Origin of the sequence: Methylobacterium sp. E-065 (assembly GCF_022829605.1) — a bacterium.
In the GTDB taxonomy this organism is placed as follows: domain Bacteria; phylum Pseudomonadota; class Alphaproteobacteria; order Rhizobiales; family Beijerinckiaceae; genus Methylobacterium.
The window spans coordinates 1-25,476 of the sequence record NZ_JAKSYD010000016.1 but is presented as its reverse complement, the minus strand read 5'-3'; the positions used below and the strand labels follow the sequence as shown (position 1 = coordinate 25,476).

The following is a 25,476-nucleotide window of genomic DNA, read 5'->3' as shown; positions in this document are numbered from 1 at the left end:
CATCACGAGAGGGTGCGCAGCAGTGCGTCGGCCGTGAGGCCCGTGAACAGGATCAGGCCCGCATCGCGGTTCGAGCGGAACAGGGTTAGCGCCCCGCGCCCGTCACGCTCCCGCAGGGACAGGACCTGCCAGGCGAGATGCCCGGCGAAGGCCGCCACACCCACGAAACCCACGGGGCCCGCCCCGGCCCGCCACGCCGCCAGCCCCACCAGCGCGGCTGCGAGCGCGTAGCAGAGGCCGACCGCGCCGCGGACATGCCGGCCGAACAGCCGGGCGGACGAGCGAATCCCGGCCATCTCGTCGTCCTCGATGTCCTGGACTGCGTAGATCGTGTCGTAGCCGACAATCCAGAACCATGCGCCGGCGTAGAGCAGCAGCGGCGACGCATCGAGGCGCGCGAACACCGCCGCCCAACCCATCAGCGCACCCCAGGCGAAGGCCAGCCCCAGCACGCCCTGGGGCAGCGGCATGATGCGCTTCATGAACGGGTAGATCGCGACCGGCAGCAGCGAGCACAGCCCGATCAGGATCGCCTGCTCGTTGAACTGCAGCAGCACCGCGAGCCCCACCAGGGCCTGGACCACGAGGAACAGGGCCGCGTGGCGCGGCCGGATCTGACCGGAGGGGAGGGGGCGCATCCGCGTGCGCTCGACCTGCGCGTCGAGGTCGCGGTCGGCGATGTCGTTGTAGGTCGAGCCCGCTCCGCGCATCGCCACCGCGCCGATCAGGAACAGCAGGCAGTGCCAGGGATCGGGGAAGGCTTGGTCCGCCGCGATCGCGGCCAGCGCGGCCGACCACCAGCACGGCAGCAGAAGCAGCCACCAGCCCACCGGCCTGTCGATCCGCGCGAGGCGGAGATAGGGGCGCCAGGATCGCGGCGCGACCCGCTCGACCCAATGACCGGCGACCGCATCGGCCGGACGTCGATCCTCGATCACGACACCGCCCGTCGGCTGCCCGCTCATCGGTCGGGTCTCCGGTCGTCCCGCATATCGATCCTTCCGCCGTCGCGGAGGAAGGATTCGCGTCGGATCCGCAATCCCTTAGAGCCGTGCCGGATCGTGATGCAATCGGGCTCGGCTCTCGCAGTTTGCATTAAGTCGCTCTCTCGCACCGATTCGGCGGCGAGCGCGGGCGACGCCCTTACAGCGCGCCCTGCGGCAGCTTGAAGCTGCCGGTCAGGCCCGGACCGCCGAGCAGGCCGCCGCCCTGGCCGCTGGCCTGAGCCGAAGCCTGCGCGCGGGCCTGGGCCTCCATCTTGGTTGCCTGGGCCGCCACGCTGCAGATCTTGGTGCGGATGCCGCTAACCTTCATGTGGTCGGCCTTGAAGCCCTCCGCGAAGGAATCGGGGATCGAGCACCACTCCTTGTTGGCGGTGATCCACTTCATACCCTCGGCGCCGTTGGACTGGAGCCGCCCGAACAGGGCGCAGGCCTCCTGCGGGGTCATCTTCTTCTTCGTCTGCGAGGCCGCGTTTGCCTTGCTGACCAGCGCCTTGCGCTCGGCCAGGGTCTTCTGGATCGTGCCGCATTCCGGCGCAGCGCCCTGCGCGGAGGCTGCCGTGCCGAACATCACGGTGCCGACCAGCACCGCCGCTCCCAGACTCAAGCGCCCCTTCACCATCCCGCAACTCCCTCGACGCCCCTGCCGAATCCGCGTGCGGCCGGCCCAATTCCGTATTGATGGGTTCGCCATAGGAATGTGGCGTCAATCGAGCGACAAACCGGCTCTCCCTGGCGTCTGTGCATCGAAGGCCGAAAAGCCGCGGCCGTAACCCTTTGGCAACACTTTCGCCGACGCCTTGCGCGTTGACAGGTTCGAGGCGCCTTGCGACCACGCCGGCATGCCGGCCTACGATTTCACAGCTCCGCGCCTCTACGTCGCCGCCGGCCTCGCCGAGGGTGTGAGCCTGCCGCTCGAACGGGCGCAGGCGAACTATCTGCTGAACGTCCTGCGCCGGGGGCCGGACGACCCCGTTCTGGTCTTCAACGGCCGCGACGGCGAGTGGCGGGCCCACCTCGTCCAGACCGGACGGAAGGGCGCCGACCTGCGCGTCGCTGCGCAGACCCGCCCGCAGCCTACGCCCGCCGATCTCCATTACCTGTTCGCCCCGCTAAAGAGCGCCCGCCTGGATTACCTCGCGCAGAAGGCGGTCGAGATGGGGGCCGGCACGATCCGGCCGGTGATCACCCGCTACACGCAGGGTGACCGGGTCAACATGGACCGGCTGCGCGCCAACGCCGTCGAGGCCGCCGAGCAATGTGGCATCCTTGCGATCCCGGACTGTCCGGATCCCGAGCGGCTTCCCGACGTGCTGGCTGGCCTGGATCCCGAGCGGCTTGTCGTGTTCTGCGACGAGGACGCGCCGGTGCGCGATCCGGTGCGGGCGCTCGCGGCCGCAGCCGATCCCCAGGCACCGCCTCCGCTCGCCGTGCTGGTGGGGCCGGAGGGCGGCTTCTCAGAAGAGGAGCGGGCCTTGATCCGGGCCCGGCCCAACACGGTCGCCCTGTCGCTCGGCCCACGGATCCTGCGGGCCGACACCGCAGCGGTCGCGGTCCTGACGCTGGTCCAGGCCGTGCTCGGCGACGCGCGGTGATGGACGGGTCGGCCCGATTTCATGTGTGCCCGCGCACATCAGGGCGTGAAGGCGTCTGATTGTTTCCGCTGTACGGACGTGTTCGCGCATGTCGGTCGACGGCGCCGCGTTGTGGGTTTTCGGCGCCTCGACTATGTGCGTGAACGGACGCCGCCTGCGCCGCGCGCTTGTCGGGGTCGGGGGCGGGCGTCCGCCCGGGACCCGTTCGCGAGTGGGGGAACCGGACGGACCCGCCGGAGCAACCCGGCGCGCTCATCCCAGGCTCAGGTCAGACGCACGGACGGGTGGCGCATGGCGCGCGACAGCAACGACAGCACGCCGATTACCTCGCGTGCCGAACTGATCGAATGGTTCGCGGCCGGCGAGAAGCCGCGCGCGCGATTCGCGATCGGGACCGAGCACGAGAAGATCCCGTTCTACCGGGAGAACCGGGCGCCCGTGCCGTACGACGGGGACCGCGGCATCAAAGCCCTTTTGGAGGGCCTTGCTCGGGAGACGGGCTGGGAGCCGATCCTCGATGTGGGCCATATCATCGGCCTCGCGGCCGAGGAGGGCGGGGCGATCTCGATCGAGCCGGGCGGGCAGTTCGAGCTGTCGGGCGCGGCCCTGCCGGACGTCCACGGCACCGCGGCGGAACTGGCGATACACCTCGCGGCCACCAAGCGGGTGGCCGATCCCCTGGGCATCGAATTCCTGACCCTCGGCATGAGCCCGAAGTGGCGCCGGGACGAGACCCCGGTGATGCCGAAGAGCCGCTACAAGATCATGGCGTCCTACATGCCGAAGGTCGGATCGCTCGGCCTCGACATGATGCTGCGCACCGCCACCGTCCAGGTGAATCTCGATTTCGCCTCCGAAGCCGACATGGTGCGCAAGATGCGCGCCTCCCTGGCGCTGCAGCCGGTCGCCACCGCGCTCTTCGCCAACTCACCCTTCACCGACGGGCGGCCGAACGGGTTCCTGTCCCGCCGCTCCGAGATCTGGCGCGACACCGATCCCGACCGCACCGGCATGCTGCCCTTCGCGTTCGAGGCCGGGTTCGGCTACGAGGCCTACGCCGACTGGCTGCTCGACATGCCGATGTACTTCGTCAAGCGCGGCGACACCTACCACGACGTGTCGGGCGCCTCGTTCCGCGACCTGATGGCCGGCAAGCTGCCTCAACTCCCGGGCGAGTACGCCACGGTGGCGGATTGGGCCAACCATGCCTCGACCGCCTTCCCCGAGGTGCGGCTCAAGCGCTTCCTCGAGATGCGCGGGGCCGATGTCGGCGATCCCGGGATGATCGCCGCGCAGGCGGCCTTCTGGGCCGGGCTGCTCTATGACGAATCGGCCCTCGACGCCGCCCTGGATCTCGTGAAGGGCTGGAACGCCGGCAACCGCGAGGCCGCACGGGCCACGGCGCCGCGGCTCGGCCTAGCCACCCCCGTGGCCAACACCACGCTGGGCGCGGTCGCCGCCGAGGCCTTGGCGATTGCACGGTCGGGCCTGCGCGCGCGCGGCTGCCGCGACGCCGAGGGTCGCGACGAGACGATCTATCTTCAGCCGCTCGAAGCCATCGTGGCGGCCGGCCGGACCCGAGCCGACGATCTGCTCGCCGATTATGAGGGCCGCTGGGGCGCCTGCGTGCGCGCGACCTTCTCGGAATGCGTGTTCTAAGCCTGCGTTGACGGCGCGAACGCGCCAGCGCGACGCAAGCCCGAAGCGCAATAATGGAACGTTCCGAAGCATGCTGTCATGCGCAGGAGAGTGTTCCATGATTCGCTACGCCGCCGCCCTGCTGGCTGGGATGGCGTCCCTGTCGGTCAGTGCCGGTCCCGGCTTCGCCGCCGATCCGCCGCAGTATCGCGCTGGACCAAATCTGGGCCGTCGCATCGCCGGCCCGCCGCCGGGGCCGACCCGGCCGCCATTCTACAGCTATTACGGCGAGTACCAGTACCCGGTGCCGTTCGGGTACGGCTACGCCTACGCGCCGACGCGCTCCCACGGTTTCGAGTACGGTTATTACGGCCCCCGCTACGCGTGGTCCGACCCGGATTGGTATGACGGGCCCGCCTTCAGCCATCCCGAATGGTGAGCGGAACCGGTTCGCCGAAACGGTAAGGCCTGGAGCGCTCTGCGCCGAGGTGTGGATACCGGTTCGGCGCAAGAGAGCGCGTTGAAACGAAAGCTTAGCGCCGCGCCCGATTGCAATGCGATCGGGCCCAGCTCTAAGACGCTCCCGGTCGGGATCGCGAGCGCGCCGCATGCAGGATGAGACGGATAGCGTCGCCCTCGATCTCAGCGGCCTGAAATGCCCGCTCCCGGTCCTGCGAACCCGGAAGGCGCTGCGCCGGCTGGCCGCAGGGAGGATTCTGGTCGTCACCTGCACCGATCCCATGGCGATGATCGATATCCCGAATCTCGTTCGCGAGGAGGGCGCACGGCTCGACGCGGCGGAGCGACACGGTGATCGCCTGTGCTTCCGTATCGCGCGTTCCGCGATGCCGCCGCATTCCTGAACGATCCGTCAGACTTTCCAGGGACGGGATGAAACCGGCATGGCACCACGGATCGGGGGCGTGCGCCTCGTGCACGACGGCTGGGCCCGTTTCCTCGTGGCCGAAGTCATCCAAGAGGATGGGACCCGCATGACGCGGGAGATCGAGGATCACGGCCGGGCGGTCGCGGTCCTGCCGTACGATCCAGATCGGCGGGTCGCCACGCTGGTCTCGCAGTTCCGGGCGCCGGTTCTCTATTCCGACGGTCCACCGACCCACATGGAGGTGCCGGCGGGCCTGCTCGACGAGGGCGCGGCCGAGGATGAAGCCCGGCGCGAGGCCATGGAGGAGACGGGCCTGCGCCTGAGCCAACTCGACCCCATCGCGAGCGCGTGGTCGATGCCGGGCATCTCAACCGAGCGTATGGACCTGTTCCTGGCCGCCTATGGGGCCGCCGACCAGGCCGGGACCGGCGGCGGTCTGGCCTCGGAGGGCGAGGCGGTCACAGTCCACGAGATCCCGCTCCGCGAACTGGCCGCCATGGGCCGCGATGGTCGGCTTACCGACATGAAGTCGCTGGTGCTGCTGTACGCGCTTCAATTGCGGCGGCCCGACCTGTTCTGAGGTTCGGGGCGGCGGCGCCTGCCGGGCTCACAGAAGCAGCAGTAACTGCTTCTCTCCCTCCCCCGCGAAGGGGGGAGGGAGGGCGCGTGTCACAGCCGAACTACGATTGTGGATATCGAGGGAGGAGGAACGCGTTGTTTCCCGAAGCCTGAGTTTCCGAAAGATGCCCTTGGGGAATCCCCTCAACCCCCGCGATCCACGAGCCGGCCCCGGGCAACGATGCCGATGAAGCGCCAGGACTTGACAAAGTAGCGCCGGAACAGCCGTCGCGGTGCCTGAATGAAGCGGAAGATCCATTCGAGGCCCAGGCGCTGCATCAGCCCCGGCGCGCGCGACAGATACCCCGCCGCCACGTTCAGCGCGTCGCCGATGCAGAACACCACGGGGTCGCCGAGCGTGGCCCGGTACCGGTCGATCCAGATCTCGGACTTCGGTGCCCCGACGCCCATCACCAGCAATGTCGTCCCGTGGGCCCGGATCCGCACCGCGAGGTCCGCGCTGTAGTCCGGATCGGCCTCGAAGCCGAAGGGCGGAACCGCGCTCGCCACCGCCCCATCCGGAAGGCCCCTGTCCCGCAGCCGGGTCGCGAGCGCGTCCGCCGCGTCCTGGCGGGCCGAGACCAGGAAGATCCGCCGGGCGAAGGCGGGTGGATCGGCCATCACGCAGCCCATCAGGTCGTGACCGGTCACCCGGTGGACCGGCCGGCGGCAGGCCGCCCGCGCCAGCCAGACCAGTGGCATCCCGTCGAGGGTCCGGGCGGCCGCCCGGCTGTAGGCACCCCGAAAGGCTGGATCCGTGCTGAGCTGAACGATGTGATCGACATTGGCGGTCACGATCATCCGAGGACTGTCGTCCCGCCGGGCCGCCACCGCGGCCACGATCGATTCGGCGCTGCCGGTCTGGAAGCGCAGGCCGAACAGCTCGACGGTGGCACCCGGCAGGGCCGAGCCGGGGAGCAGGGCGGTGGGCAACCGTGCGCTGCGCACCTCCCGTGGAAGCGGGTCCGCCGCTTCCAGATCGAGTCGGAGCCGCCCAAAATTACGCATCGGCGGCTCGGAAGCTCGCGGCGGGACGGGGCGCGGCACGCTGCGACCGGCGTCGGTCGCTGTCGGCGCCGAGCATCAGGGCGATGCCGCCGCCCATGAGCAGACCGAGCACCAGGGCCAGCGGCAGCACGATCTTCGGCGACGGCGGGAAGGTCCGCTGGCGAGCGGGCGTCGCCACCGAGATGATGCGCACGTTGGTGGTGTTGAGCCGCTCCTGCTCGCTCGCCTCGCGAGCGCGCTTCAGATAGGCCTCGTAGACGCCCCGGCGGGCTTCGAGCGTCCGCTCCAGCTCGCGCAGGCCGACATAGGCCCGGTCGCTCGACACCGTCTCGGTCTTGACCCGGTCGAGGCTCCCCCGGATCGCGGTCTCGCTGGCGGCGGCCCGGTCGTAGTCCTTCTGGGTGGTGTCGATGATCCGCTCCTTCTCGCGCTGGATCAGGCGCTGAAGGTCACGCTGCTGGGCGTATTGCTCGGCCATGGCCGGGTGGCGCTCGCCGAGCCGGGTCGCTAGCTCGGCGGTGTTGCGGGAGAGCGTGGCGTATTGCTGACGCAGCGCCTGCATTTCCAGCGATTGCAGCATCTCGGGCAGGGCGGTGCTCGGATCCGACGAGCGCATCCTGCGCGCCTGGTCGAGCCGCTCCTTCGCCTCCGCGGTCTTGATCGCGGCCGTGACGAGCTGCTGGTTTAGGTCGCCGAGCTGCTGATCCGTGAGCAGCCGCCCGCTCGACGCCACGAGCTTGTGATCCTCGCGATAGCGCACGACCGCGCCCTCGGCCTGCTCGACGTCCCGCTTGAGGCTGGCGAGGCGGCCCGCGAGGGCATCCGAGGCGCGGCGGGCGGTGTCGGTCCGGGCCGAGGCCTCCTCGGCAAAGTAGGCGTCGCCGATCGCGTTGGCGATCTGCGCGGCCTTCTCGGGATCGCGAGACTGGACGGAAACGTCGATCACGAAGGTCCGCTCGGCGCGCCGGACGCTGAGGCGGTTCTGGAGCGTGTCGAGGGCGATGTTGACCGGGTTCCGGCTTCCGGGCGGCGGCAGCATGCCGAGCGCGCCCTTGATCCAGTTCACCGTCGGGTTGTCGCCGTCCGGCAGCACGAACTCCTCGTCCTGATCGAGATGCAGCCGCGCGATAACCCGGCGAAGCACGTTGTCGGACTGGATCACCCGCACCTGGCTCTCGGCGATCGAGACGCCGCTGTCAGCCTGCGGCTGGCGGGCGTTCACGTCGTTTTCGACGACCCGTAGATCGCTCGGATCGACGAGGATCTGGATGCTGGACGTGTAGCGCGGCGGGAGCAGGCCGAGCACCGCGATCGCGACGGCGACCATGAACAGGGTGCTCAGCACGATGAAGCTGCGGCCGCGCCACAGGCGCCGCAGCATCACCTTCGGGTCGTTGCGGGGCGCGACCTCCGGAAGCACAATCCGGATGGGTTGCTCACCACTTATTCGTGTCGAGAAGTCGAACATACGCCTCGCTCCCTGACCCTCTGAGACGGATCGGTTGTCCACCGTCCCGGTCGTCTGTCCCCGTTCCGATCAGCTTCGTACCAATTCGGGACAGGACCCCGCCGTGGGCAGTGTCTTCGATGGTACGGCAGCAATCCGTGTACCGCTAAAGTAATCTCACCTTGAGCCGTCTTCGGCGGCTGAAAGCCTGTAGATGACGGGGTGAGAGACGACGTAAACTGCCGCACCTTTATGGCGATCAAAGCCGCCAGCCCGCCGGGGACTACGTACGAACCTCACACGTCGCCGTGATCGGCGACGATCGAATCCGGGGCAGCATAGGCCGCGGCGTCGCCCGCGAGGAACCGGCGGAAGCGCACTCCGTCCTCGGCCGCCGCCGCGTTCCAGCGTGCCAAGTTGGTCCGGCTGAGTTCGGCCGCGTGGATCAGACCGCCCCCGGTGATCCAATCCGTCAGCGCTCGGGCCGCCGCATCCGGCGCCTCCGGCCGGATCAGCAGGCCGGAGTGACCCAGAACTTCGCGGAACACGGCGTCGTCCGGCGCCACAACGGGTAGGCCGCCATGCTGCACTTCCAGCAGCGGCAGGCCGAGCCCCTCCGCCTTCGAGGTCGACAGCAGAATATGGCACGACGCCGCGAGGCCGCGCAGTTCTGTGTCCGACAGATAGCCGTGCCGGTGCAGGAACGGTGGCGGATCGTCCAGGAAGGCGTGACGGCCCCAGCCGACCCGGCCGACCAGATGCAGTTCCGCGGGAATTCCAGCGCGGATCAGCGCCGCCGTGAGAGCCAGGGCGGCCGGGTAATTCTTCCGCGGCTCGATCGTCCCGATGGCGAGGAGGCGCAGCGTGTCGCCCGGCCCGAAGGGAGCCGGCCCCGGCAGGTCGCCGAGGCCGAACGTGTCGCGCACCGGCGGGCGAAGCAGCGCGACGCGGGCACGCGGCGCGCAGACGGCGCGCACGGCCACGCCTGTGGTCCGGCTGTTGACGAACAGGTTCGGGCACCAGCCCAGGGCCAGGGCGAAGCTCGGGCTCATGTAGAGCCGGCTGCGCAGGCTCAAATCCTCGAGCCGGGTGAGTAGGAAGGTGTCGTGCACGTAGAGCAGGCAGCGCTCGGCCGCCAAGGCGCAGAGCGGGCCCGGCGGAAAGCCTGGGAACAGGAACAACGCGTCCCGGTCCCGCAGCGCGTGCAGGGGTAGCGTCACGTGCTGCGCGGCGATCATGCCCGGCAGCGATCGGCTGGTGATCGCCCGGACCTCATGCGGCGCGAGCGTGTCCGGGGCGAACAGGTCGAGGGTAACCCGCTCGATGCCGGTGACAGGGCCACGCAGATGCGTCTGGTCGAGATAGATCCGCCGGATCCGGCCGGCGGCCGCGCCGTCGGGCTGCGCCGTCATGGCAGGCTCCGGCGCAGGCGGCCCGCGAAGTAGAGGCAGCGGCGCACGAGGAGTGGCATCCGGCGCCCGAGGACCATCTGCTTGGCACGCCGCAGGCGGCGCACGAGCGGCCGCGAGGCCGTCGGCACGGTCCCGGCGGCGCCCGCTTGCCGCGCGGCCGCGAAGGGGAAGTGACCGAGCATCGCGGGCGCGAAATGCGGTCCTGCCGCCGCATCCCGGAGCCCGTGCCGCCGAAGGACGGTCTCCAGCGACAGCGCGGCGGCGGCCGGGCTGTAGCGGCTCTCCAGGGCGATGCGCGCGAAGGCGCCGAGCCGGGCGCGCGTCGCTGGATCGTCCACCAGCGCCCCCAGGGCCTCGGCGAGAGCGCCGGGTCTGACGGGGACAAGGCGACCCGACACGCCGTCGATCACCGAGGAGGTCAACCCGGAGGTGCGGTAGGCCAGGGTTGGCACCCCGCACAGGCCGGCCTCGATCGGCGTCTGCCCGAGGGTCTCGTGACGGCTGGCAGTGACGTGGAGATCGCAGGCACCGTACCAGGCGGCCAATGTTTCTTCGTCGGCGATCAGCCCCGGCGCGAACAAGTTGGCGAGCCCGAGCCGCGCTGGATCGTCCAGCCGGCCGATCGCCACCACACCGACGTCCGGCCGCGCTACGGTTTGAAGGGCGGCGCGCAGGTCGTCGAAACCCTTATCGGGGCCATCGACGATCACGGCGGAGATCAGGATCAGCACGTCGTCGGGCGGCAGGCCGAGCCGGCGGCGCAACGCCGCGCGATCGCCCGGGCGGAATACGGCGGTCGGGAAGGCGAGCCGGATCGGCTCCGCCACGGTGCCTGGGGGCGCGAGTTCCCGGGCGCGCGCCAGCGTCCAGTCGGAATTCGCGAGCAGCCACGGACCTGACGGGGCGGCCAGGACGGCGCGCTTGCGGGCATGCATGTCGGCGATCCGGCCGGGGGCGAGTTGCGGGTACTCGTCCGGACCCGGGCAGGCGGCATCGCAGCCCAGCGCGGCACGGCCGCACTCGCGGGGGTGGCAGCATCGGCCGGTCAGCGGAAACAGGTCGTGCAGCACGAGGGCGACCGGACCGCGCTGGCTGAGGCGGGCGATCACGTCGAGGCTGCGGGTCGCCCCGTGCAGGTTACCGGCCAGGACAAGATCGGGCGCCGCCGCCGCGATATCCGCCTCGGCCTGCGGGAAGGTGTCGGTCCACTCGGCCGCTTCGGGTCGGTCGCTCAGCGCGATCGGGGTGAGGCGGTGGCCCGCGAGGGCGAGCGCCTCGGCGACGCGCCGCTGCGCCACACCGGCCCCGCCCTGCGTCCCGGTACCCGTCAGCGAGACGATGGACAGGCCGCCCGGTGGTATCGGCGCCGCCACCAGCCTGTGGAGCAGAACCGGGCGACCGATGGAGCGGCGGGCCTCCTCCGGGATCGCGAACCATATCGCGGCGTCGTCGAACAGCCCGTCGGCGTCGATCAGGGCAGCCGGGTCGAGGCATCCGCGTGCCCAGAGCACGGAGCCGCTCATGGAGGCGATCCCCCCCGGCCCCGCCGCGAAAGCCGGGCCGTCGAGGCCCTGGACCGCCGTGTCGAACAGGACGCGCAGGCCCGCCACTGCGTCGGCCCCCGTCAGCGCTGCTTCCAACGCCAGGGCGGTCAACGCGCCGGGGGCGAGGAGATCGTCGGCATCGAGCCAGAGCAGGTACTCGACGGTCGGATCGGCCAGGATTCGCGCGACGGTCGGGCCGGCGTCTCCGGGTGCGACCAAGTCGTGCCGGACCTCGGGATAATCCTGGCGCAGAACCGAGGCGACGGTCTCACCAAGGGCCGCTCCGGCCCGAACCACGGTGACGACGCGGATCCGGGGCCAGGGCAGCCCGTCGGGCAGCGAGGCGGGTCGGGCCGGGCCTGTGAAGGCTGGGCCGAACGGCCAGCCGGCGATGCCGTGGGCGGGCGGCGATGGGGAAGAGGCGTCGGGCAAGGCGGCTCGGGCGGCGCGGGTATCGTGTCCGGCCGCACTCTGAACGCGAATGTTGAAGATTGCTTCTCGCGGTCCTTCTCGGAAGAAGGCGTTCCGCTGTCAGGCGTCCACGCGGATCCGGGCTGGGCCCACCTCCATCCGGCCGATCCGGGCGGCGGCCGGATACCCGCCCTCGCGGATGCGGGCCAGGATCGCGTCCGCCCGGTCGGCCGCGCAGGTCACCAGCAGGCCGCCGGAGGTCTGCGGATCGGTGAGCAGGTGGCGGCGCCACTCCGGAAGATCGGCAGGCAGGTCGATTTCGGCGCCGAACGCGGCCCAGTTGCGGTGCCAGGCGCCGGTGACGAAGCCGTCCTGCGCCAGCGCCGCCGCCTGCGGCAGGAGCGGCAGCGCATCGGCTTCGAGCCGGAAGGTCAGGCCAGCGCCCCGGGCGAGTTCGAGGCCGTGGCCGAGGATGCCGAAGCCGGTCACGTCGGTGAGCGCGTGCACGGCGGGCTCGGCAGCGAGATCCGGGCCGATCCGGTTCAGCAGGGTGGTGGTGGCGACGAAGTCGCGATAGCCGGCCGCGTCCAGCTTCTCGCGCTTGATCGCCGCCGAATAGACGCCGACCCCCAGTGCCTTCGTCAGGATGACCGCGTCGCCGGCCAGCGCGTCGGCGTTGCGGCGCACGGCCTCCCGGCGGCAGGTGCCGATCACCGCAAGCCCGTAGATCAGCTCGGGCGTGTCGATCGAGTGGCCGCCCGCGATCGGGATACCGGCCTCGGTGCAGATCTCGGCGCCGCCGCGGAGGATCCGGGCGACGACCTCAGGCTCGATCTTGCCGAGCGGCATGCCGGGAATCGCCAGCGCCAGGATCGGCCTGCCGCCCATGGCGTAGACGTCCGAGATGGCGTTCGTCGCGGCGATCCGGTTGAAATCCACCGGATCGTCCACCATCGGGGTGAAGAAGTCCGTGGTAGCGATCACGCAGGTTCCGTCGTCGAGTTCCCAAACCGCGGCATCATCCGAGGTCTCGTTGCCGATGAGCAGCCGCTCGAGCGGTCCGGCGGCCGGCTGTCAGGCCAGCAACTGGCGCAGGACCGCCGGATCGAGCTTGCAGCCGCAGCCGCCGCCATGGGCGAGGCTCGATAAACGGGGGGCATCGGTCATGGCGGGTCTCCGGTCCGGGTGGCGCGGGCTCCCGTCAGTAGCGCGTCGTGGCCGCGGTGAGCCAGTCCGGCGAGGCCGCCACGATGACCGACTCCGCGCGCTTGTCGAGCCCGGTCAGCACGAGCAGCCCGAGCACGACGAGCAGAATGCCCAGGCCCGCCTTTGCGGTCCGGCCAGCCGCCGCGAGCCCGCCGCGCCAGCGCATCAGGGCTTCGCGGGAGGCGAAGCCGAGCAGCATCAGCGGCAGTGCGGCGCCGATTCCAAAGGCGAGCATCGTCAGCGCGACGCTCCCGAGATGCTCGCCCCGGGCCGCCATCAGCGAAGCGGCGCCGAGGGTCGGGCCGATGCAGGGGCTCCAGGCGGCGCCGAGGAGGAGGCCCACGGCGAACTGGCCGGACAGGCCACCCGGGCCGACGCCGCCGAAGCGTGCCTCGGCCCAGGCACCGACCGGACCGGCCGCGGTCGCGACCCGGGCCTGGAGCCGCGGCAGCATCAGCACGATCCCCATCCCCACCATCAGGATCGCGCCGGCGGCGCGGAACACGTCGCCATCCAGGCCTATGGCGAAGCCGACGGTCGCCACGAACAGGCCGATGATCGTGAAGGCGATCGCGAGCCCCGCCGCCAGGGCCAGCGGTCCGAGCCGGTGCTCCGCCGCCGCGGTGCCCAGGACGATCGGCACGAGCGGCAGCACGCAGGGCGACAGCACCGACAGCAGCCCGGCCAGGAACGCGAAAGCCACCGTTCCCATAATCGAGCGTGTCCTCCCGAGTTGATGTTCGTTGCCGGTAGGCTTCGCCGCCGCCGGATCTGGCGTCAACGCGCCCAAGCATCACGGCCGCGTGTCATAGCGTCTTGGGAACCCGGCCGTGGGCAGCGCGCTTCGGCTGCCATCCGGTCGCGGATCGCGTCATGGCCGCAGCGGAGCCGAACGGTGACCATCTTCTTCACGGGCGACACGCATTTCGGTGATTCCCGCGCCCTGCGCTTCGATCACAGGCCTTATCCGGACCTCGACGCACACGATGCCGGCCTGATCGCGGCCTGGAACGCCGCGGTGGCGCCCGGCGACATCGTCTGGCACCTCGGCGATTTCGCCCTCGGCCCAAGCGGCACGCGGATCCACGAAATCCTCGACAGCCTCAACGGCGAGAAACATTTGATCGTCGGCAACAACGACGGGCCAGACACCCTCACGGCGCCCGGCTGGGCCTCAGTGCGCCACTACGCGGAATTCGCCGTCGAGGGCCGGATGGTGGTGCTCTGCCACTACGCGTTCCGCACGTGGAACGGGATGAGCAAGGGCGCGCTCAATCTCCACGGTCACAGCCACGGCAAGCTCAAGCCGTTGCCCAAGCAGTACGATGTCGGCGTCGATCCGATGGGCCCGGCGCCCGTGACGCTCCCCGCAATCCTCACGTCACGCTTGCGGGGCAAGCGCTGATTTCGGCCGGAACCTTCACCGCAGCTTCACCGTTTTTGCCCACAGAGACGGGGTGGTCATGCGCTGCCTCGGAAACCCGGCAGCGCCCGTTCGGCCTGCCCTGCAACGCGTGCGTGAGTGTAACCGTGAGTGCCAGTTCGGCTACTCTTCTTCGCCGCCTCGCCGGCCCCTTGGCCGGCCTCCTGGCCGGCCTCGCCCTGACCTCCGCGGCGCTGGCCCTGCCAGCCTGCCTGGAGGCCCAGCGCAAGGTCGACGAGGCGAATGCCCTGCGCTTCCAGGCACGCCAGGAAGCGCAGCTCGGCAACCACGATCGTGTCTGCGACACGCTCGATGAAGTTGGCGACCGCTACGACGATGCCCGGGACGCATTCGAGCAATGCGGCGAGGGCGTCGTAGCAATCGATCTGCGGAGCGAACTGCGCGGCCTGCGGATCGCCAAGAAAATCAATCGCTGCGACTGATCGGGTGCGCTCGCGCACTTCGAGCTGCCCGCGTTCGCAGCAACGTCCCGTCATGCGCGACGCATGTCGCCTCTAAGGTTTTGCGCCGATGACCCCCGCCACCCTGTCGACCGCCTCACTCGAGCCGTCCGCTGTCCGGACCGGTCCGTCCTTCGCCGCCGCCTTGTGCGGCTTCGTCAGCACCACCGTCGCGACGACGATGCTCTTGGTGCTGATCGGCGCGCTTTGATCACGGCGAGACCGACCAGAAGCGCTGGCGGTTGAAAAGGATTTCCTGAGCCGCCCCGTTCGGAGCCGCCTCCTGGCGTCGCCCACAATCCGGCTCAGGTGCCTTTGGGGCCGCCGCCAGGGCCATGGGCGGTAAAACCGGCCTCAGGCCTAGGCGCACCTGAACCTCCGGTTGCCGGGCGGCCGCGATCGTCAAGACGCCGACGATGAGGCCTCCGGCCACGGTTCCAAAAAAGAAATTCAACATCGTCGCGGTGATCCGGGGCCGGCTTCTCAGGCCACACTGTGTGTTCGTTGTCCAACCCGGCGTTATCATGGCCGACCTGCCGCTCACGCTGTCTTAACTCCTGATCTGCGACAGCTGTGGCCAAGCCTGCCTTGCTGGCAGGATTGATCCGGGGTCCGCACCGCCGATGAACACAGCCGCCAATGCTTACGCCCGTACCGCCCACAGCGCGCTGACGCCCCGCGAAGCTGAATCCCAGCTTCTGCTGAAGGCCGCGCAGCGCCTGATCGGAGCCAGCCAAGCCCTTGCCACCGGAGAACACGCCCGCGTCAACGAGGCGTTGTCGTACAACCAGCGCGTCTGGACCCTCCTCAGTTCGGAGGCCACTGCGGACCAGAATCCGCTTCCCGTCGATGTGAAGCAGGGTGTCGGGCGCCTCGGGGCGTTCGTGCTGCAAAGCTGCCTCGACACGATGATCGCGCCGACGCCGGACAAGATCGCCACGCTCGTCTCGATCAACAATCAGGTCGCTGCCGGTCTTCAGGGCAATCCGGGCTGAGCCTGGACGGCTCCTACGGGGCCGCTGCTGGTGCCGGATGCTCCGTCGCGGGCGTCCGGCCCGCACTCTCCCATTCGACCAATCGGCGGCTTAGCTTGAGCGCGCGGTAATATTCGCCGGCCTCGAGCTGTTCGACGATCGCCGCGATCTGCGGCGCGGCCGCCGGGGATTGCCGGATCAGGTCGGTGGCTTGGCGGAAGAACAGGTCCGTCCCCTGCGCCGGATCGTCGGCGAGGTAGATCACGGTCAGCGTCAGGTGGAGCTGCTTGCAGGCCGTATCGGCCTCGCTCTCCGTGATGATCTCGCTCTCGCGCAGGAATTTGCACTGCGTCTCGATCAGGAAGGTGGAGCGCCGGTCGCCGTTGCGCAGCAAAGCGCCGTTGATGATCAGCCGCTCGAACGGCTTGAGTTCCAGACGCAGGGGCATCGCGCGGTCCTTTCTGGAGCGCTGACCGCCGTCGCTGAATGTCCGGCGGTGAGAGCGTGTCGAAGCAACGGCCCGGCGCCGCCCTTAATCGCGCTGCGATCGGGAGCGGCTCGGAGCGACACGCTGTTCTGATTTGTCAGTCGTTAACGTTTCACGAACCCGCCGAAAGAACGTCCGCATTGCGAGGCGCCGCCAGCATGCTAAAACTCAGACAAGTCCCGGTCCGGTCGCGGACGTGTTGGGAGGGATTGTCTGATGTCGGCATCGTCCGAGGGCCGCGCCCTCTATCCGAGCCTGAGGGACAAGCGCGTGCTGGTGACCGGTGGCGCGTCCGGGATCGGGGCCGGGCTCGTGGAGGCTTTCGTAGGGCAGGGCGCCCGCGTGGTCTTCTGCGACGTCGCGGACGATGCCGCCGCCGCGCTGGTCGCGCGTCTCGCCCCGGCGCCGGCGCACGCACCGCTCTATCGGCGTTGCGATTTGACCGACGTCGAGGCGGTCCGCCGCCTCGTGGCCGAGGCCGAAGCGGCCCTGGGCGGCCTGGATGTTCTGGTGAACAACGCCGGCAACGACGACCGCCACAGTCTCGAGGAGGTGACGCCGGCCTATTGGGACGACCGGATGGCCGTGAACCTGCGCCACCTGTTCTTCGCCGCTCAGGCGGCCGTGCCGGGCATGCAACGAGCCGGCGGCGGGGTGATCCTGAACTTCGGCTCGATCAGCTGGCACCTGGGCTCGAGGAACATGCCGGTCTATCAGACCGCCAAGGCGGCGATCGAGGGGATGACGCGGGCGCTCGCGCGCGATCTCGGCCGCGACGGCATCCGGGTGGCGACCATCGTGCCCGGCAACGTCCAGACCCCACGCCAGGAGAAGTGGTACACGCCGGAGGGTGAGGCCGAGATCGTCGCGGCGCAATGCCTCGACGGGCGGATCCAGCCCGCCGACGTCGCCGCTCTGGTCCTGTTCCTGGCCTCGGACGACGCGCGGATGTGCACGGGGCACGGCTATTTCGTGGATGCCGGCTGGCGCTGAAGGCGTGCCGCCTCGGCACCGTTACGATCCCGATCGGGTCCGTGCCCGGTCGCCGCGCGCGGACCGGTGAACCAGATCCGGCGATCGAGAATACGCCCGTCGATCGCCGCGAGCCCCGCGGCGATCAGAGCCATGCCGACGCCATGCCGGGGGTCGAGGCGCTCACCCAGGACCAGGGCGTCGAGCAGGATCGCGGAAACCCGGATCAGGAAGGTGACGAGGGAAATGTTGGTCGCTCCGGCCGTCGCCAGGACCCGGAAGAACACGATGTAGGCCAGGGCCGTGGACAGCAGCGCCGCGCCGAGCACTGCACACCAGACGGTCGGGCCGGGCATCGTCAGGGTCCAGGGTCGATCGATCACCAGCGCGATGGGCAGAATCAACAGCGTCGATGCGGTGACCTGTCCGGTCGCCACGGTCAGCGGTGTAACCGCCATCCGCCTGAAGCGCCGGCCGAATATGCTCGCGGCCCCGTACGACAGGGCGGCGCCGAGCACCGCCAGTTGCGCCAGGACCGTGCTGCCGAGGCCGGCCAGCGCATCGGGCCCGACCATCACGGCCACGCCGATGAAACCGATGACGACGCCCGCAAGCCGATGGCCGGTCATCCGCTCGTCAGCCGTCGTCCAATGCGCCATCGCGACAGTGAAGAGCGGTGTCGTGGCGTTGAGAATCGCGGCGAGCCCGGAGGCGATCTGCGTCTGTCCCCAGACGATGAGGCTGAACGGCACGGCGTTGTTGAGGAGGCCTATACCCAGGAAGGCCACCCAGATCGCCCGTTCGCGCGGGAGGGACGTTCCACTCAGTGCGAGGACGGGGTTGAGCGCGAGGGCAGCGAGTCCGACCCGCAGGGCGACCAATGTGAACGGCGGGAGAGCGGCGAGCGCCACAAGGGTGAAGAAGAACGAGCCGCCCCAGAGGATCGACAGGCCGACGAGCAACGCCCATTCGGTCGCCGTCATCCTATGCGTGCCGGTGGCCCACATGGCGAATCTCCGATCAATTCGGAGTAAGCTTGAGGCTTGGCTGATCGGCGCCGCAACGCGGTTCTTGCGCTCGAACGTGATCGAAGAAATTGCCGTCGACCGCCCGTCGTGGCGTGGCGGTCCTTTGCGATGAGCTCAATCTGGGGCGCCGGGCGGAAGAAACCGCACCGGCGCCGAACCGTGCCTCAGTCGCACGACTCCTTCTTCACCGTCTTGGAATCACCCATGTCGTTCTCCTTGCGCACCGTCTTGCTGACGCAGCCGTCGCCGTGGTCGTGGACGGTGACGGACTTCGACTCGGTGGCCGGGCGCTCGACGACGACGGCGGGGCTGTCGCGTTCGATCACGGTGGTCTGAGCCTGCGCGGAGGCGCAGACACTCAACAGAGCGGCGGTGGCGAGCAGTGCAGTGCGCATTCGGGGGCTCCAGTACCGGAATTCGGCACCGAATAACGGCAATCGCAGCTTAAGCGTTCCGCCGATCGAGAGACCCGTGAAACGGACCGAACCCGTAAACAACTTGGCTCGGTCCGCGCGCCGTTCGGCATGGGGGACAGCCGGAGCGACGGCTCCATAGAGGCCGGGGCCCGGGCCGGCGCAAATCCGCGAAGACTACCGGCGCCGAGACCGTAGCTGGCCGTCAGCCGCCCGTCATCGGCGGGAAGAAGGCGATCTCGCGCGCGCCCGTGATCACCGCATCCGGCTTGGCGTGGACCCGGTCGATCGCGGCACGCACCACGCCCGGATCCTCGAACGCATAGGCGTATTCCTCGCCGCGCCCCCGAAGCCATGTGACGAGATCGGCCACGGTGCCGACCGCCGGCGGGGGCGTCAGCTCTTCCTCGGGCCGGCCGATCCGCTCACGGACCCAGGCGAAATAGACGAGCTTCATCGGATCACACCGTAACGCGTCAGGGGACGGGAAGCGCAGTCCGGCCCGTCAGCGCGGATCGTCGATGACGTGCTTGATCCCGGCCCGCATATAGTCCCAGCCGGTCCAGATCGTGAGCACCGCGGCGAGCCACAAGAGCGCGATGCCGATCTGCTCCGTCCCCGGCAGCACCGTCTCGCCGGCTGGGCCGGCGACGAGGAAGCCGAGCGCCACGAGCTGCACGGTCGTCTTCCACTTGGCGATCTTGCTCACCGGCACGCCGACCTTCAGCTCAGCCAGATATTCCCGCAGGCCGGAGACCAGCACCTCGCGGCACAGGATCACGATCGCCGCCCAGACGCTGGAGCCGATGATCGTGTGATCGGCCGCCAGCATCAGCAGGCATGCCGAGACCAGCAGCTTGTCGGCGATCGGATCGAGCATCCGGCCGAGCGCCGAACTCTGGTGGTAGGTCCGCGCGACATACCCGTCCAGGTAGTCCGTGATCGCGGCCACCACGAACACCCCCAGCGCCGTCCACCGGGCGGTGTGAGATTCGGGCCAGAACAGCAGCGCGACCATCACCGGTACCGCGACGAGGCGCCCGTAGGTCAGGCAGTTCGCGAGCGTCCAGGCCGGCGACCGTCGTCGGGGAAGGACGGCGTTCATGGTCGGGGTGAAATCAGAGCCCGGCCCGGGCGTCAACGCTTCTGTGTTCGGCTCGGCCATGGCGCCGGGGTTCTCAGGTGCCGGCATGGAAGAAGTCGTAGACGGCCCGCGCCGTAGCGGCGTTCACGCCGGGGGTCTTGGCCAGATCCTCGAAGGCGGCGCGCTCGATCGCCTTCACGGTTCCGAAATGGTGCAGCAGCGCACGCTTGCGGCTCGGGCCGATGCCGGCAATCTCGTCCAAGGGATTCCTCACCATCTCACGTTTGCGCTTGGCCCGGTGGGTTCCGATGGCGAAGCGGTGGGCCTCGTCGCGGAGTCGCTGCACGAAGTAGAGCGTCGGATCGCGCGGCGGAAGCTTGAACGGCGGCCGGCCGGGGACGAAAAACGTCTCCCGTCCGGCATCCCGGTCGCGACCCTTGGCGACGCCGATCAGCGGCACGTCCGTCACGCCGACCGCGTCGAGGGCCGCCCGTGCGGCGTCGAGCTGGCCCTTGCCGCCGTCGATGAGCACGAGGTCCGGCCAGGCCGGGAAGGCTTCGCTCTCCTCGGCGGGGGCCGGGACGGGCTCCGGTATGCCGCCCTCGGCGGCCGCGACCTCCGCCTCCTGGGCGGTGCGCGGCGCCTCCTTGACCAGCCGCTTGAAGCGGCGCTGCAGCACCTCGCGCATCATGCCGTAATCGTCCCCCGGAGTGAGCTCCTCGGACTTGATGTTGAACGTGCGGTAATGCGTCTTCATGAAGCCCGTGGGGCCGGCGACGATCATGCCGCCGACCGCGTTCGTGCCCATGATGTGCGAGTTGTCGTAGACCTCGATCCGGCGCGGCGCCTTGTCCATCCCGAAGGCTTGGCCCAACGCCGTGAGCAGCTTGCCCTGCGAGGCGGTGTCGGCGAGGCGGCGGGCCAGTGCCTCCTTGGCGTTGCGCTGGGCGTAGTCCACGAGGTTCTTGCGCTCGCCGCGGAGCGGCCGGTGAAGCTCGACCCGATACTCCACGCGACTCGACAGGGCGGCGGCCACGAGCTCGGCATCCTCGATCGCGTGGCTGGTCAGGACCGTGCGCGGCGCCGGCTTGTCGTCGTAGAACTGGCTGATGAACGAGCCCAGCACCTCGTCGGCCGTCATGGTCCGGTCGGCCTTCGGGAAATAGGCCCGGTTGCCCCAGTTCTGGAAGTTCCGGAAGAAGAACACCTCGATGCAGAACTGCCCGGCCTGATCGTCGAGGGCGAACACGTCCGCCTCCTCCACACCCTGGGTGTTGACGCCCTGCACCCCCTGGATCGCCGAGAGTGCGGCGATCCGGTCACGAAAGCGGGCGGCCCGCTCGAACTCCATGGCCTCGGAAGCCGTCTGCATCTCGGTACGCATCCGATCCTTCACCGCGTTCGACTTGCCGGCCAGGAAGGCGCGCGCCGAATCCGCCATGGCGGCGTAATCCTCCGTCGCGATCTCGCCCGTGCAGGGGCCGGAGCAGCGCTTGATCTGGTAGAGCAGGCAGGGCCGGCTGCGGTTCTCGTAGTAGCTGTCGGTGCAGGTGCGCAGCAGGAAGGCGCGCTGCAGGGCGTTCACCGTCCGGTTCACCGCCCAGACGCTGGCGAAGGGCCCGTAATAATTGCCCTTCCGCCGCCGGGCGCCGCGATGCTTCACGATCTGCGGGGCCGGGCCGTCATCGGTGACCAGGATGTAGGGGAACGACTTGTCGTCCCGCATCAGCACGTTGAAGCGGGGCTTCAATTGCTTGATCAGGTTGGCTTCCAGCAGCAGCGCCTCGGTCTCGGTCGCGGTGGTGACGAACTCCATCGCCGCCGTCTGCGAGATCATCCGGGCGATGCGGTTCGAATGCGCCTGACCGCGGGCGTAGGAGCCGACGCGGGCCTTCAGGTTCTTGGCCTTGCCGACGTAGAGGACGTCGCCGCGATGATCGAACATCCGGTAGACGCCCGGCGAGCCCGGTAGCGTCGACCAAAAGCGGCGGATCACCTCGGTGCCCGCTTCGACGGCACCCGGCTCGAAATCAAAATCGATCTCCGCCGCCGTGTCGTCCGGCGTCCCGGCCTCAGGCGCGTCGGCGGTTTCGTCCCGCTCGGCGTCGCGGCCGTCGTCGAACGTGTCGGGGGGCAGGTCTGAGAGGGCTCTGCGGCTCATCCCTCCGATTTAAGCCTTCCCGCCCCCGAGCGGGACGGGGGCGGCGAATAAATTTGGCGTGCCGCCTGACGGACGCCGATTTAGTCGAACAGCGAGTCGATGTCGCTCTGGTCGACGTGGCCGATATCGTGATCGAGCTTCGGCCCGTTGAGCAGGCTGCTCTCATCGTCTAGGGCGGTCGAGACCGGCATCACGGCGATGAGTTCCTTGAAGCTGTCCAGCTCCGACCACGTGTCGATGAGCCGATCGAGGTGCTCCTCGATGAACTTCATCACGCCGACGATCTTGTTGATCCGCTGCCCGGTCAGATCCTGAAAGTTGCAGGCCTCGTAGGCCGAGATTACCCGCTCCAGGATCACGTCGACGTGCTGCTTCATGCCCGGCGGCAGCGTCGCCGCGTTGAGCATGCCGGCATGGCTCTCGATTTCCTCGATCGCACCGAGGAGCTGCGTCGTGGCGCGCTCGGTCGAATCGACCACCGCGTCGAGCTCGTCGGCCGCCCGGCGCATGCCCTTGCCGCTGTACTCGGTCCGATGGAGCGTGGCCAATTCCGACTTGGTGCGGGTGATGGCCTCCTTCATCACGTCCAGCTCGGAGCGCATCGCCAGCGCCTCATGCAGGTCGCGCCGGCAGGCTTCGATGGTCTCGCTGGCACTCATCTGCGTGATGCGGCGCAGATCCTGGATGGCGGAGAAGATCTCCTCCAGGCGCTCGTTCGACGCGGGAGGAGCCGATGGCGGCGCTGCGGCAAGCCCGAGGCTGTCTTCGATGCGGTAGCGCTTCTGGGTCATCATCCGGGACGTCGACGTTCAGGGTGCCTGTTCGCCAGTGTCTAACATATCGGTTGACGGACTGTGACTGCCAAGCTTGCCTCAAGCCGCAACGCGGAGCTCTTTGCCGTCAGGTTTCGTGCGGGAGCGGCAGCGCGGCCACTTTACCACGGATTCACGCTGCTTAGCGCCGGGACGGGATGGACCGGTGTCGCGTCGGGATTCACCACGTTCGTTCACCTGATTCGGGGAAAGCGAGTCCAATCGTCCAGGCGCCGGGATTGAAAGCCGGGTTTCGGGAGCAGGGTACGATGCGCGGTGTCCGACTGTGTCTCTGGGCGGCGACGGCCGTCTCGCTCTGGAGCGCACCCGTCCAGGCGCAGCAGGCGCGCTACAGCGAAGGTGGCTACGGTGGCGGCCTGATCGAGTATCTCGTCACCGGCGGCGGTGCAGGCAACGCCGGCCGAGCTTGGCCGCAGCGTGCCGCGCAACCGCGACGGGTCATGGGTGCGCAGCGGGTCGAGCCCTATACCGGCGAGCTGCTGCCCGCGGAGCCCGAAGCGCCACAGGCCTACGCGGCGCCGGTCCAGGCTTATGCGACGCCGGCGCAGGCTTACGGGGCAGCGCAAGCGGCCGCCTACGGTGCATCCCAGGCCGATCCCAGCCGGATCGCTCGCGCGGTGTCGGTGGAGTATCAGCGCCAGGAGGTGGCGTTCACCGGTCGGCAGAGGCCCGGGACGATCGTGATCGACACAACCGGAAAGCACCTCTACCTCGTGCAGTCCGGGCAGCGCGCCCTGCGCTACGGCATCGGAGTCGGCCGGCCGGGCTTCGCCTGGAGCGGTCTGAAGACCGTCAGCCGCAAGGCCGAATGGCCGGATTGGACACCCCCGTCCGAGATGTTGGCCCGCCGCCCGGACCTGCCGCGCCACATGGCGGGCGGGCCGGCGAATCCGCTCGGCGCCCGGGCGCTCTATCTCGGCTCGTCGCTCTACCGGATCCACGGGACCAACGAGCCGACCACGATCGGGCAGTCGGTCTCGTCGGGCTGCATCCGGATGATGAACGACGACGTCATCGATCTGTACGAGCGCGTCCCCGTCGGAACGCGCGTCGAGGTTCTCTGAGGCCTGACGCGCATCGATGCTGCGCGCAAGAGAAGAGGCCCGGCCGTGCCTGAGCACGACCGGGCCTTTGGACGTTTCGTTTGTCGACGATCAAGTCCAGTCACTGTCGTCGCCGCCGCCCATGTCGCCGCCGAAATCACTGCTCGGATCGCTGAAGCTTGCATCCTGGAAGTCGCCGCCCCCGCCGCTGTTGTCGAGGGCCGAGCCGAGATCCTGGTTGCCGCCGTCACCGTAGTAATTGTTGACGACCGTCTCGCCGCCCCCGCCGAGGCCGGCCGCCGCGGCGCTGCCAAGGCTGGAATGGCCACCTGCGAAAGCGTTCGAGAGGGCGCTACCGAGCAGCATGCCGCCGGCCGCGCCGGCTGCCATCGGGAGCGCCGAGGCGAGGAAGCCGCCGCCGCGCGCCGGAGCCTGCGGCTGGCCGCCCCACGGACCGCCCTGCTGCTGCGGATAACCCTGCTGCGGGTATCCCTGCTGGGGGTAGCCTTGCTGAGGCGGGGCCGCGTTGCCCCAGGGCTGGCCGGACGGCCGCTGCTGCGCGTAGCCCAGCTGCGGCTCCTGGCGCTGGCTGCCGCCGCCACCGAAGATGCTCGACAGGAAGCCGCCGCCGCCGGAGGACTGCGCCTGCGCGCCCTGGCTGCGCGCCTGCTCAAGCTGCTGGTTCAGGCTCTTGATCGCCTCTTCCTGCACATAGACCAGCTGCGCCATCGCGTATGGCGCGTAGGGCTGCGCGCGGATCTTGTCGGCGATGAAGCGCTCGGCCTCCGCGTCGCGGGGCTGCGATTGCGCCTTCTCCAGGCGCTGGAAGATTCCCGAGATGACGTCGCGTTCTTCGCTGTTCATGGAGTCGTCCTCCTCGAATCGTAACCCGCGGGCCCGAACGCGCCGCATGGCTGACACGACATGGGAGTGCGGCGACGCTTTGTCAGGGGTCCTTGCGAAAACTTCATCTGATCTTGCCGATGATCCTGCCGAAACGCGAGAAGCCCGGCTTGTGGCCGGGCTTCTTCGACGTGTCAGATCACGAGTGCCCCGAAGGACCGGCGCGGTCGAGACCGCGCCGATGCTCGGTCTTAGTACGAGCCGAACTTGTAGTTCAGGCCGGCGCGGACGACGGCGAACTCGTCGGAGCGGCGACCGACGCCGCTGGTGACGACGGGGAAGTTGTTGGCGGCGTTGATGACGAACGCGCCCTGGTTGCGGGTGTTGCGGTCGAGGTTGACGTACAGGCCTTCGACCTTGAGCGTCACGGCCGAGGAGCGGAAGAAGTTCAGGAACGAGTCGGTGGGGAGCGCGTACTCGATGCCGCCGCCGACCGCGTAGCCGGTGCGGAAGCTGTCGTTGCCGGCGTAGCCACCGAAGGAGCGGTCAGCGCTGCCCGAGCCGTAGGCGAAGCCGCCGGTGCCGTACACGAGGGTGCGGTCGAAGGCGTAGCCGAGGCGGCCGCGCACGGTGCCGAAGTAGTCGAGGCTCGACAGGCCGCGCGGGTCGGTGACGTAGTAGCCGGGGGCGAGGGCGCCGTTGATGAAGGCGTTGTTCCGGCTGCGGCCGAAGTCGAGGTACTGGGCGTCGGCCTCGATGCCGACGACCACGCCGGAGCCCGGGGTGAACTGATAGTTGTAGCCGACCTGGGCGCCGCCGGAGAAGCCGTCCTGGCTGCGGTTGCGGAAGGTGGCGACGGCGGCCGGGCCGTTGGTCAGGCCGACACCGCCCGGCACGACGAAGGTCGAATTGTTGGAGCGGCTGCTGGCGTCGAAGGCGTAGCCGGCGTTGATACCGAAGTAGGCGCCGGTCCAGGTGAACACCGGGA

The 25,476-nt window shown here is 69.3% G+C and carries 27 protein-coding genes and 1 pseudogene; 11 read left to right on the top strand and 17 right to left on the bottom strand.

Annotated features, from left to right (window positions below):
- Positions 1 to 2: 2 nt before the first annotated feature.
- Positions 3 to 965, bottom strand: a complete 963-nt coding sequence (gene ubiA / locus MKK84_RS00935) for a 4-hydroxybenzoate octaprenyltransferase (protein ID WP_243916159.1) — start codon at positions 963 to 965, stop codon at positions 3 to 5.
- A 178-nt stretch (positions 966 to 1,143) separates the two neighbouring features.
- Positions 1,144 to 1,623, bottom strand: coding sequence for a hypothetical protein (locus MKK84_RS00930; RefSeq protein WP_243916158.1), 480 nt, complete (start codon positions 1,621 to 1,623; stop codon positions 1,144 to 1,146).
- Positions 1,624 to 1,843: 220 nt separating this feature from the next.
- Here MKK84_RS00930 and MKK84_RS00925 point away from each other — a divergent pair, with 220 nt between their 5' ends.
- The 5 genes from MKK84_RS00925 to MKK84_RS00905 all read left to right on the top strand — a co-directional run bounded on the left by MKK84_RS00925 (position 1,844) and on the right by MKK84_RS00905 (position 5,700).
- A complete protein-coding gene (locus MKK84_RS00925) occupies positions 1,844 to 2,596 on the top strand; it encodes a 16S rRNA (uracil(1498)-N(3))-methyltransferase (protein ID WP_243916157.1) in 753 nt (250 codons plus the stop codon).
- 291 nt (positions 2,597 to 2,887) lie between these two features.
- A complete protein-coding gene (locus tag MKK84_RS00920; protein WP_243916156.1) occupies positions 2,888 to 4,255 on the top strand; it encodes a glutamate--cysteine ligase in 1,368 nt (455 codons plus the stop codon).
- Positions 4,256 to 4,352: 97 nt separating this feature from the next.
- A complete protein-coding gene (locus tag MKK84_RS00915; protein ID WP_243916155.1) occupies positions 4,353 to 4,673 on the top strand; it encodes a hypothetical protein in 321 nt (106 codons plus the stop codon).
- A 169-nt stretch (positions 4,674 to 4,842) separates the two neighbouring features.
- Complete coding sequence (locus tag MKK84_RS00910; RefSeq protein WP_243916154.1) at positions 4,843 to 5,097, top strand: sulfurtransferase TusA family protein; 255 nt, start codon at positions 4,843 to 4,845, stop codon at positions 5,095 to 5,097.
- A gap of 39 nt (positions 5,098 to 5,136) precedes the next feature.
- On the top strand, positions 5,137 to 5,700 hold the full coding sequence (locus tag MKK84_RS00905) for an NUDIX domain-containing protein (protein ID WP_243916153.1): 564 nt from the start codon (positions 5,137 to 5,139) through the stop codon (positions 5,698 to 5,700).
- A 182-nt stretch (positions 5,701 to 5,882) separates the two neighbouring features.
- Here the strand turns inward: MKK84_RS00905 and MKK84_RS00900 are convergent, their stop codons facing one another.
- The 6 genes and pseudogenes from MKK84_RS00900 to MKK84_RS00875 form a co-directional block, all read right to left on the bottom strand.
- Entirely contained in the window at positions 5,883 to 6,746 is an 864-nt protein-coding gene (locus MKK84_RS00900) for a WecB/TagA/CpsF family glycosyltransferase (RefSeq protein ID WP_243916152.1), read from the bottom strand.
- Positions 6,739 to 8,214, bottom strand: coding sequence for a GumC family protein (locus MKK84_RS00895; protein ID WP_243916151.1), 1,476 nt, complete (start codon positions 8,212 to 8,214; stop codon positions 6,739 to 6,741). Before MKK84_RS00895 ends, MKK84_RS00900 begins: the two co-directional genes overlap by 8 nt.
- 275 nt (positions 8,215 to 8,489) lie before the next feature.
- Positions 8,490 to 9,605: a glycosyltransferase gene (locus MKK84_RS00890; protein ID WP_243916150.1), complete on the bottom strand. Its 1,116-nt coding sequence runs from the start codon at positions 9,603 to 9,605 to the stop codon at positions 8,490 to 8,492.
- Positions 9,602 to 11,581, bottom strand: a complete 1,980-nt coding sequence (locus tag MKK84_RS00885; RefSeq protein ID WP_243916149.1) for a glycosyltransferase — start codon at positions 11,579 to 11,581, stop codon at positions 9,602 to 9,604. The genes MKK84_RS00890 and MKK84_RS00885 overlap by 4 nt, the downstream gene beginning before the upstream one ends.
- Positions 11,582 to 11,680: 99 nt before the next feature.
- Positions 11,681 to 12,727: pseudogene (selD, locus tag MKK84_RS00880) on the bottom strand (selenide, water dikinase SelD).
- A 34-nt stretch (positions 12,728 to 12,761) separates the two neighbouring features.
- Positions 12,762 to 13,481 carry a cytochrome c biogenesis CcdA family protein gene (locus MKK84_RS00875; RefSeq protein WP_243916230.1) on the bottom strand — a complete coding sequence of 240 codons (720 nt, stop codon included), beginning with the start codon at positions 13,479 to 13,481 and terminating at the stop codon, positions 12,762 to 12,764.
- Positions 13,482 to 13,661: 180 nt separating this feature from the next.
- On the opposite strand from MKK84_RS00875, the gene MKK84_RS00870 reads away from it, so the two are divergent.
- From MKK84_RS00870 to flaF, 4 genes are all read left to right on the top strand, one after another.
- Positions 13,662 to 14,171 (top strand): metallophosphoesterase, encoded by a 510-nt coding sequence (locus tag MKK84_RS00870; protein WP_243916148.1) that lies wholly within the window; start codon positions 13,662 to 13,664, stop codon positions 14,169 to 14,171.
- A 125-nt stretch (positions 14,172 to 14,296) separates the two neighbouring features.
- Complete coding sequence (locus MKK84_RS00865) at positions 14,297 to 14,632, top strand: hypothetical protein (RefSeq protein ID WP_243916147.1); 336 nt, start codon at positions 14,297 to 14,299, stop codon at positions 14,630 to 14,632.
- Between the two features lie 88 nt (positions 14,633 to 14,720).
- Complete coding sequence (locus tag MKK84_RS00860; protein WP_243916146.1) at positions 14,721 to 14,861, top strand: hypothetical protein; 141 nt, start codon at positions 14,721 to 14,723, stop codon at positions 14,859 to 14,861.
- Between the two features lie 412 nt (positions 14,862 to 15,273).
- Entirely contained in the window at positions 15,274 to 15,645 is a 372-nt protein-coding gene (gene flaF, locus MKK84_RS00850; protein WP_243916144.1) for a flagellar biosynthesis regulator FlaF, read from the top strand.
- Positions 15,646 to 15,658: 13 nt separating this feature from the next.
- On the opposite strand, the gene MKK84_RS00845 is transcribed toward flaF, so the two are convergent.
- On the bottom strand, positions 15,659 to 16,072 hold the full coding sequence (locus MKK84_RS00845; protein ID WP_243916143.1) for a flagellar biosynthesis repressor FlbT: 414 nt from the start codon (positions 16,070 to 16,072) through the stop codon (positions 15,659 to 15,661).
- Between the two features lie 255 nt (positions 16,073 to 16,327).
- Here MKK84_RS00845 and MKK84_RS00840 point away from each other — a divergent pair, with 255 nt between their 5' ends.
- The gene (locus MKK84_RS00840) at positions 16,328 to 17,104 is read left to right on the top strand and encodes an SDR family NAD(P)-dependent oxidoreductase (RefSeq protein ID WP_243916142.1); all 777 of its coding nucleotides are present in this window, start codon (positions 16,328 to 16,330) and stop codon (positions 17,102 to 17,104) included.
- On the opposite strand, the gene MKK84_RS00835 is transcribed toward MKK84_RS00840, so the two are convergent.
- The 6 genes from MKK84_RS00835 to MKK84_RS00810 form a co-directional block, all read right to left on the bottom strand.
- Positions 17,077 to 18,090, bottom strand: a complete 1,014-nt coding sequence (locus tag MKK84_RS00835; RefSeq protein ID WP_243916141.1) for a DMT family transporter — start codon at positions 18,088 to 18,090, stop codon at positions 17,077 to 17,079. The two genes, MKK84_RS00840 and MKK84_RS00835, sit on opposite strands and share 28 nt — an antisense overlap.
- A 185-nt stretch (positions 18,091 to 18,275) precedes the next feature.
- Complete coding sequence (locus MKK84_RS00830; RefSeq protein ID WP_243916140.1) at positions 18,276 to 18,506, bottom strand: hypothetical protein; 231 nt, start codon at positions 18,504 to 18,506, stop codon at positions 18,276 to 18,278.
- A gap of 223 nt (positions 18,507 to 18,729) precedes the next feature.
- Entirely contained in the window at positions 18,730 to 18,981 is a 252-nt protein-coding gene (gene moaD, locus MKK84_RS00825; RefSeq protein ID WP_243916139.1) for a molybdopterin converting factor subunit 1, read from the bottom strand.
- A 48-nt stretch (positions 18,982 to 19,029) separates the two neighbouring features.
- Positions 19,030 to 19,629 carry a CDP-diacylglycerol--glycerol-3-phosphate 3-phosphatidyltransferase gene (gene pgsA, locus MKK84_RS00820; protein WP_243916229.1) on the bottom strand — a complete coding sequence of 200 codons (600 nt, stop codon included), beginning with the start codon at positions 19,627 to 19,629 and terminating at the stop codon, positions 19,030 to 19,032.
- A gap of 73 nt (positions 19,630 to 19,702) precedes the next feature.
- Positions 19,703 to 21,769, bottom strand: a complete 2,067-nt coding sequence (gene uvrC, locus MKK84_RS00815) for an excinuclease ABC subunit UvrC (protein WP_243916138.1) — start codon at positions 21,767 to 21,769, stop codon at positions 19,703 to 19,705.
- A gap of 80 nt (positions 21,770 to 21,849) precedes the next feature.
- Complete coding sequence (locus MKK84_RS00810) at positions 21,850 to 22,560, bottom strand: protein phosphatase CheZ (RefSeq protein WP_243916228.1); 711 nt, start codon at positions 22,558 to 22,560, stop codon at positions 21,850 to 21,852.
- 290 nt (positions 22,561 to 22,850) lie between these two features.
- Between MKK84_RS00810 and MKK84_RS00805 the strand changes: the two genes are divergently transcribed.
- Complete coding sequence (locus tag MKK84_RS00805; protein ID WP_243916137.1) at positions 22,851 to 23,666, top strand: L,D-transpeptidase; 816 nt, start codon at positions 22,851 to 22,853, stop codon at positions 23,664 to 23,666.
- A 90-nt stretch (positions 23,667 to 23,756) separates the two neighbouring features.
- Here MKK84_RS00805 and MKK84_RS00800 read toward each other — a convergent pair whose 3' ends face one another.
- Positions 23,757 to 24,509: a DUF2076 domain-containing protein gene (locus tag MKK84_RS00800; RefSeq protein WP_243916136.1), complete on the bottom strand. Its 753-nt coding sequence runs from the start codon at positions 24,507 to 24,509 to the stop codon at positions 23,757 to 23,759.
- A 230-nt stretch (positions 24,510 to 24,739) separates the two neighbouring features.
- A partial coding sequence (locus MKK84_RS00795; RefSeq protein WP_243916135.1) for an outer membrane protein occupies positions 24,740 to 25,476 on the bottom strand: 737 nt, incomplete at its 5' end.

Excerpts from the sequence above, each read along its gene's own strand:
- MKK84_RS00830 (WP_243916140.1), bottom strand. The coding sequence starts at position 18,506 with ATGCGCACTGCACTGCTCGCCACCGCCGCTCTGTTGAGTGTCTGCGCC.
- uvrC (WP_243916138.1), bottom strand. The coding sequence starts at position 21,769 with ATGAGCCGCAGAGCCCTCTCAGACCTGCCCCCCGACACGTTCGACGAC.
- MKK84_RS00890 (WP_243916150.1), bottom strand. The coding sequence starts at position 9,605 with ATGACGGCGCAGCCCGACGGCGCGGCCGCCGGCCGGATCCGGCGGATC.
- MKK84_RS00910 (WP_243916154.1), top strand. The coding sequence starts at position 4,843 with ATGCAGGATGAGACGGATAGCGTCGCCCTCGATCTCAGCGGCCTGAAA.
- ubiA (WP_243916159.1), bottom strand. The coding sequence starts at position 965 with ATGAGCGGGCAGCCGACGGGCGGTGTCGTGATCGAGGATCGACGTCCG.
- MKK84_RS00905 (WP_243916153.1), top strand. The coding sequence starts at position 5,137 with ATGGCACCACGGATCGGGGGCGTGCGCCTCGTGCACGACGGCTGGGCC.
- flaF (WP_243916144.1), top strand. The coding sequence starts at position 15,274 with ATGAACACAGCCGCCAATGCTTACGCCCGTACCGCCCACAGCGCGCTG.
- MKK84_RS00860 (WP_243916146.1), top strand. The coding sequence starts at position 14,721 with ATGACCCCCGCCACCCTGTCGACCGCCTCACTCGAGCCGTCCGCTGTC.
- MKK84_RS00930 (WP_243916158.1), bottom strand. The coding sequence starts at position 1,623 with ATGGTGAAGGGGCGCTTGAGTCTGGGAGCGGCGGTGCTGGTCGGCACC.
- MKK84_RS00915 (WP_243916155.1), top strand. The coding sequence starts at position 4,353 with ATGATTCGCTACGCCGCCGCCCTGCTGGCTGGGATGGCGTCCCTGTCG.
- MKK84_RS00835 (WP_243916141.1), bottom strand. The coding sequence starts at position 18,090 with ATGTGGGCCACCGGCACGCATAGGATGACGGCGACCGAATGGGCGTTG.
- MKK84_RS00900 (WP_243916152.1), bottom strand. The coding sequence starts at position 6,746 with ATGCGTAATTTTGGGCGGCTCCGACTCGATCTGGAAGCGGCGGACCCG.
- MKK84_RS00800 (WP_243916136.1), bottom strand. The coding sequence starts at position 24,509 with ATGAACAGCGAAGAACGCGACGTCATCTCGGGAATCTTCCAGCGCCTG.
- MKK84_RS00840 (WP_243916142.1), top strand. The coding sequence starts at position 16,328 with ATGTCGGCATCGTCCGAGGGCCGCGCCCTCTATCCGAGCCTGAGGGAC.
- MKK84_RS00925 (WP_243916157.1), top strand. The coding sequence starts at position 1,844 with ATGCCGGCCTACGATTTCACAGCTCCGCGCCTCTACGTCGCCGCCGGC.
- MKK84_RS00845 (WP_243916143.1), bottom strand. The coding sequence starts at position 16,072 with ATGCCCCTGCGTCTGGAACTCAAGCCGTTCGAGCGGCTGATCATCAAC.
- MKK84_RS00805 (WP_243916137.1), top strand. The coding sequence starts at position 22,851 with ATGCGCGGTGTCCGACTGTGTCTCTGGGCGGCGACGGCCGTCTCGCTC.
- MKK84_RS00920 (WP_243916156.1), top strand. The coding sequence starts at position 2,888 with ATGGCGCGCGACAGCAACGACAGCACGCCGATTACCTCGCGTGCCGAA.
- moaD (WP_243916139.1), bottom strand. The coding sequence starts at position 18,981 with ATGAAGCTCGTCTATTTCGCCTGGGTCCGTGAGCGGATCGGCCGGCCC.
- MKK84_RS00895 (WP_243916151.1), bottom strand. The coding sequence starts at position 8,214 with ATGTTCGACTTCTCGACACGAATAAGTGGTGAGCAACCCATCCGGATT.
- pgsA (WP_243916229.1), bottom strand. The coding sequence starts at position 19,629 with ATGAACGCCGTCCTTCCCCGACGACGGTCGCCGGCCTGGACGCTCGCG.
- MKK84_RS00810 (WP_243916228.1), bottom strand. The coding sequence starts at position 22,560 with ATGACCCAGAAGCGCTACCGCATCGAAGACAGCCTCGGGCTTGCCGCA.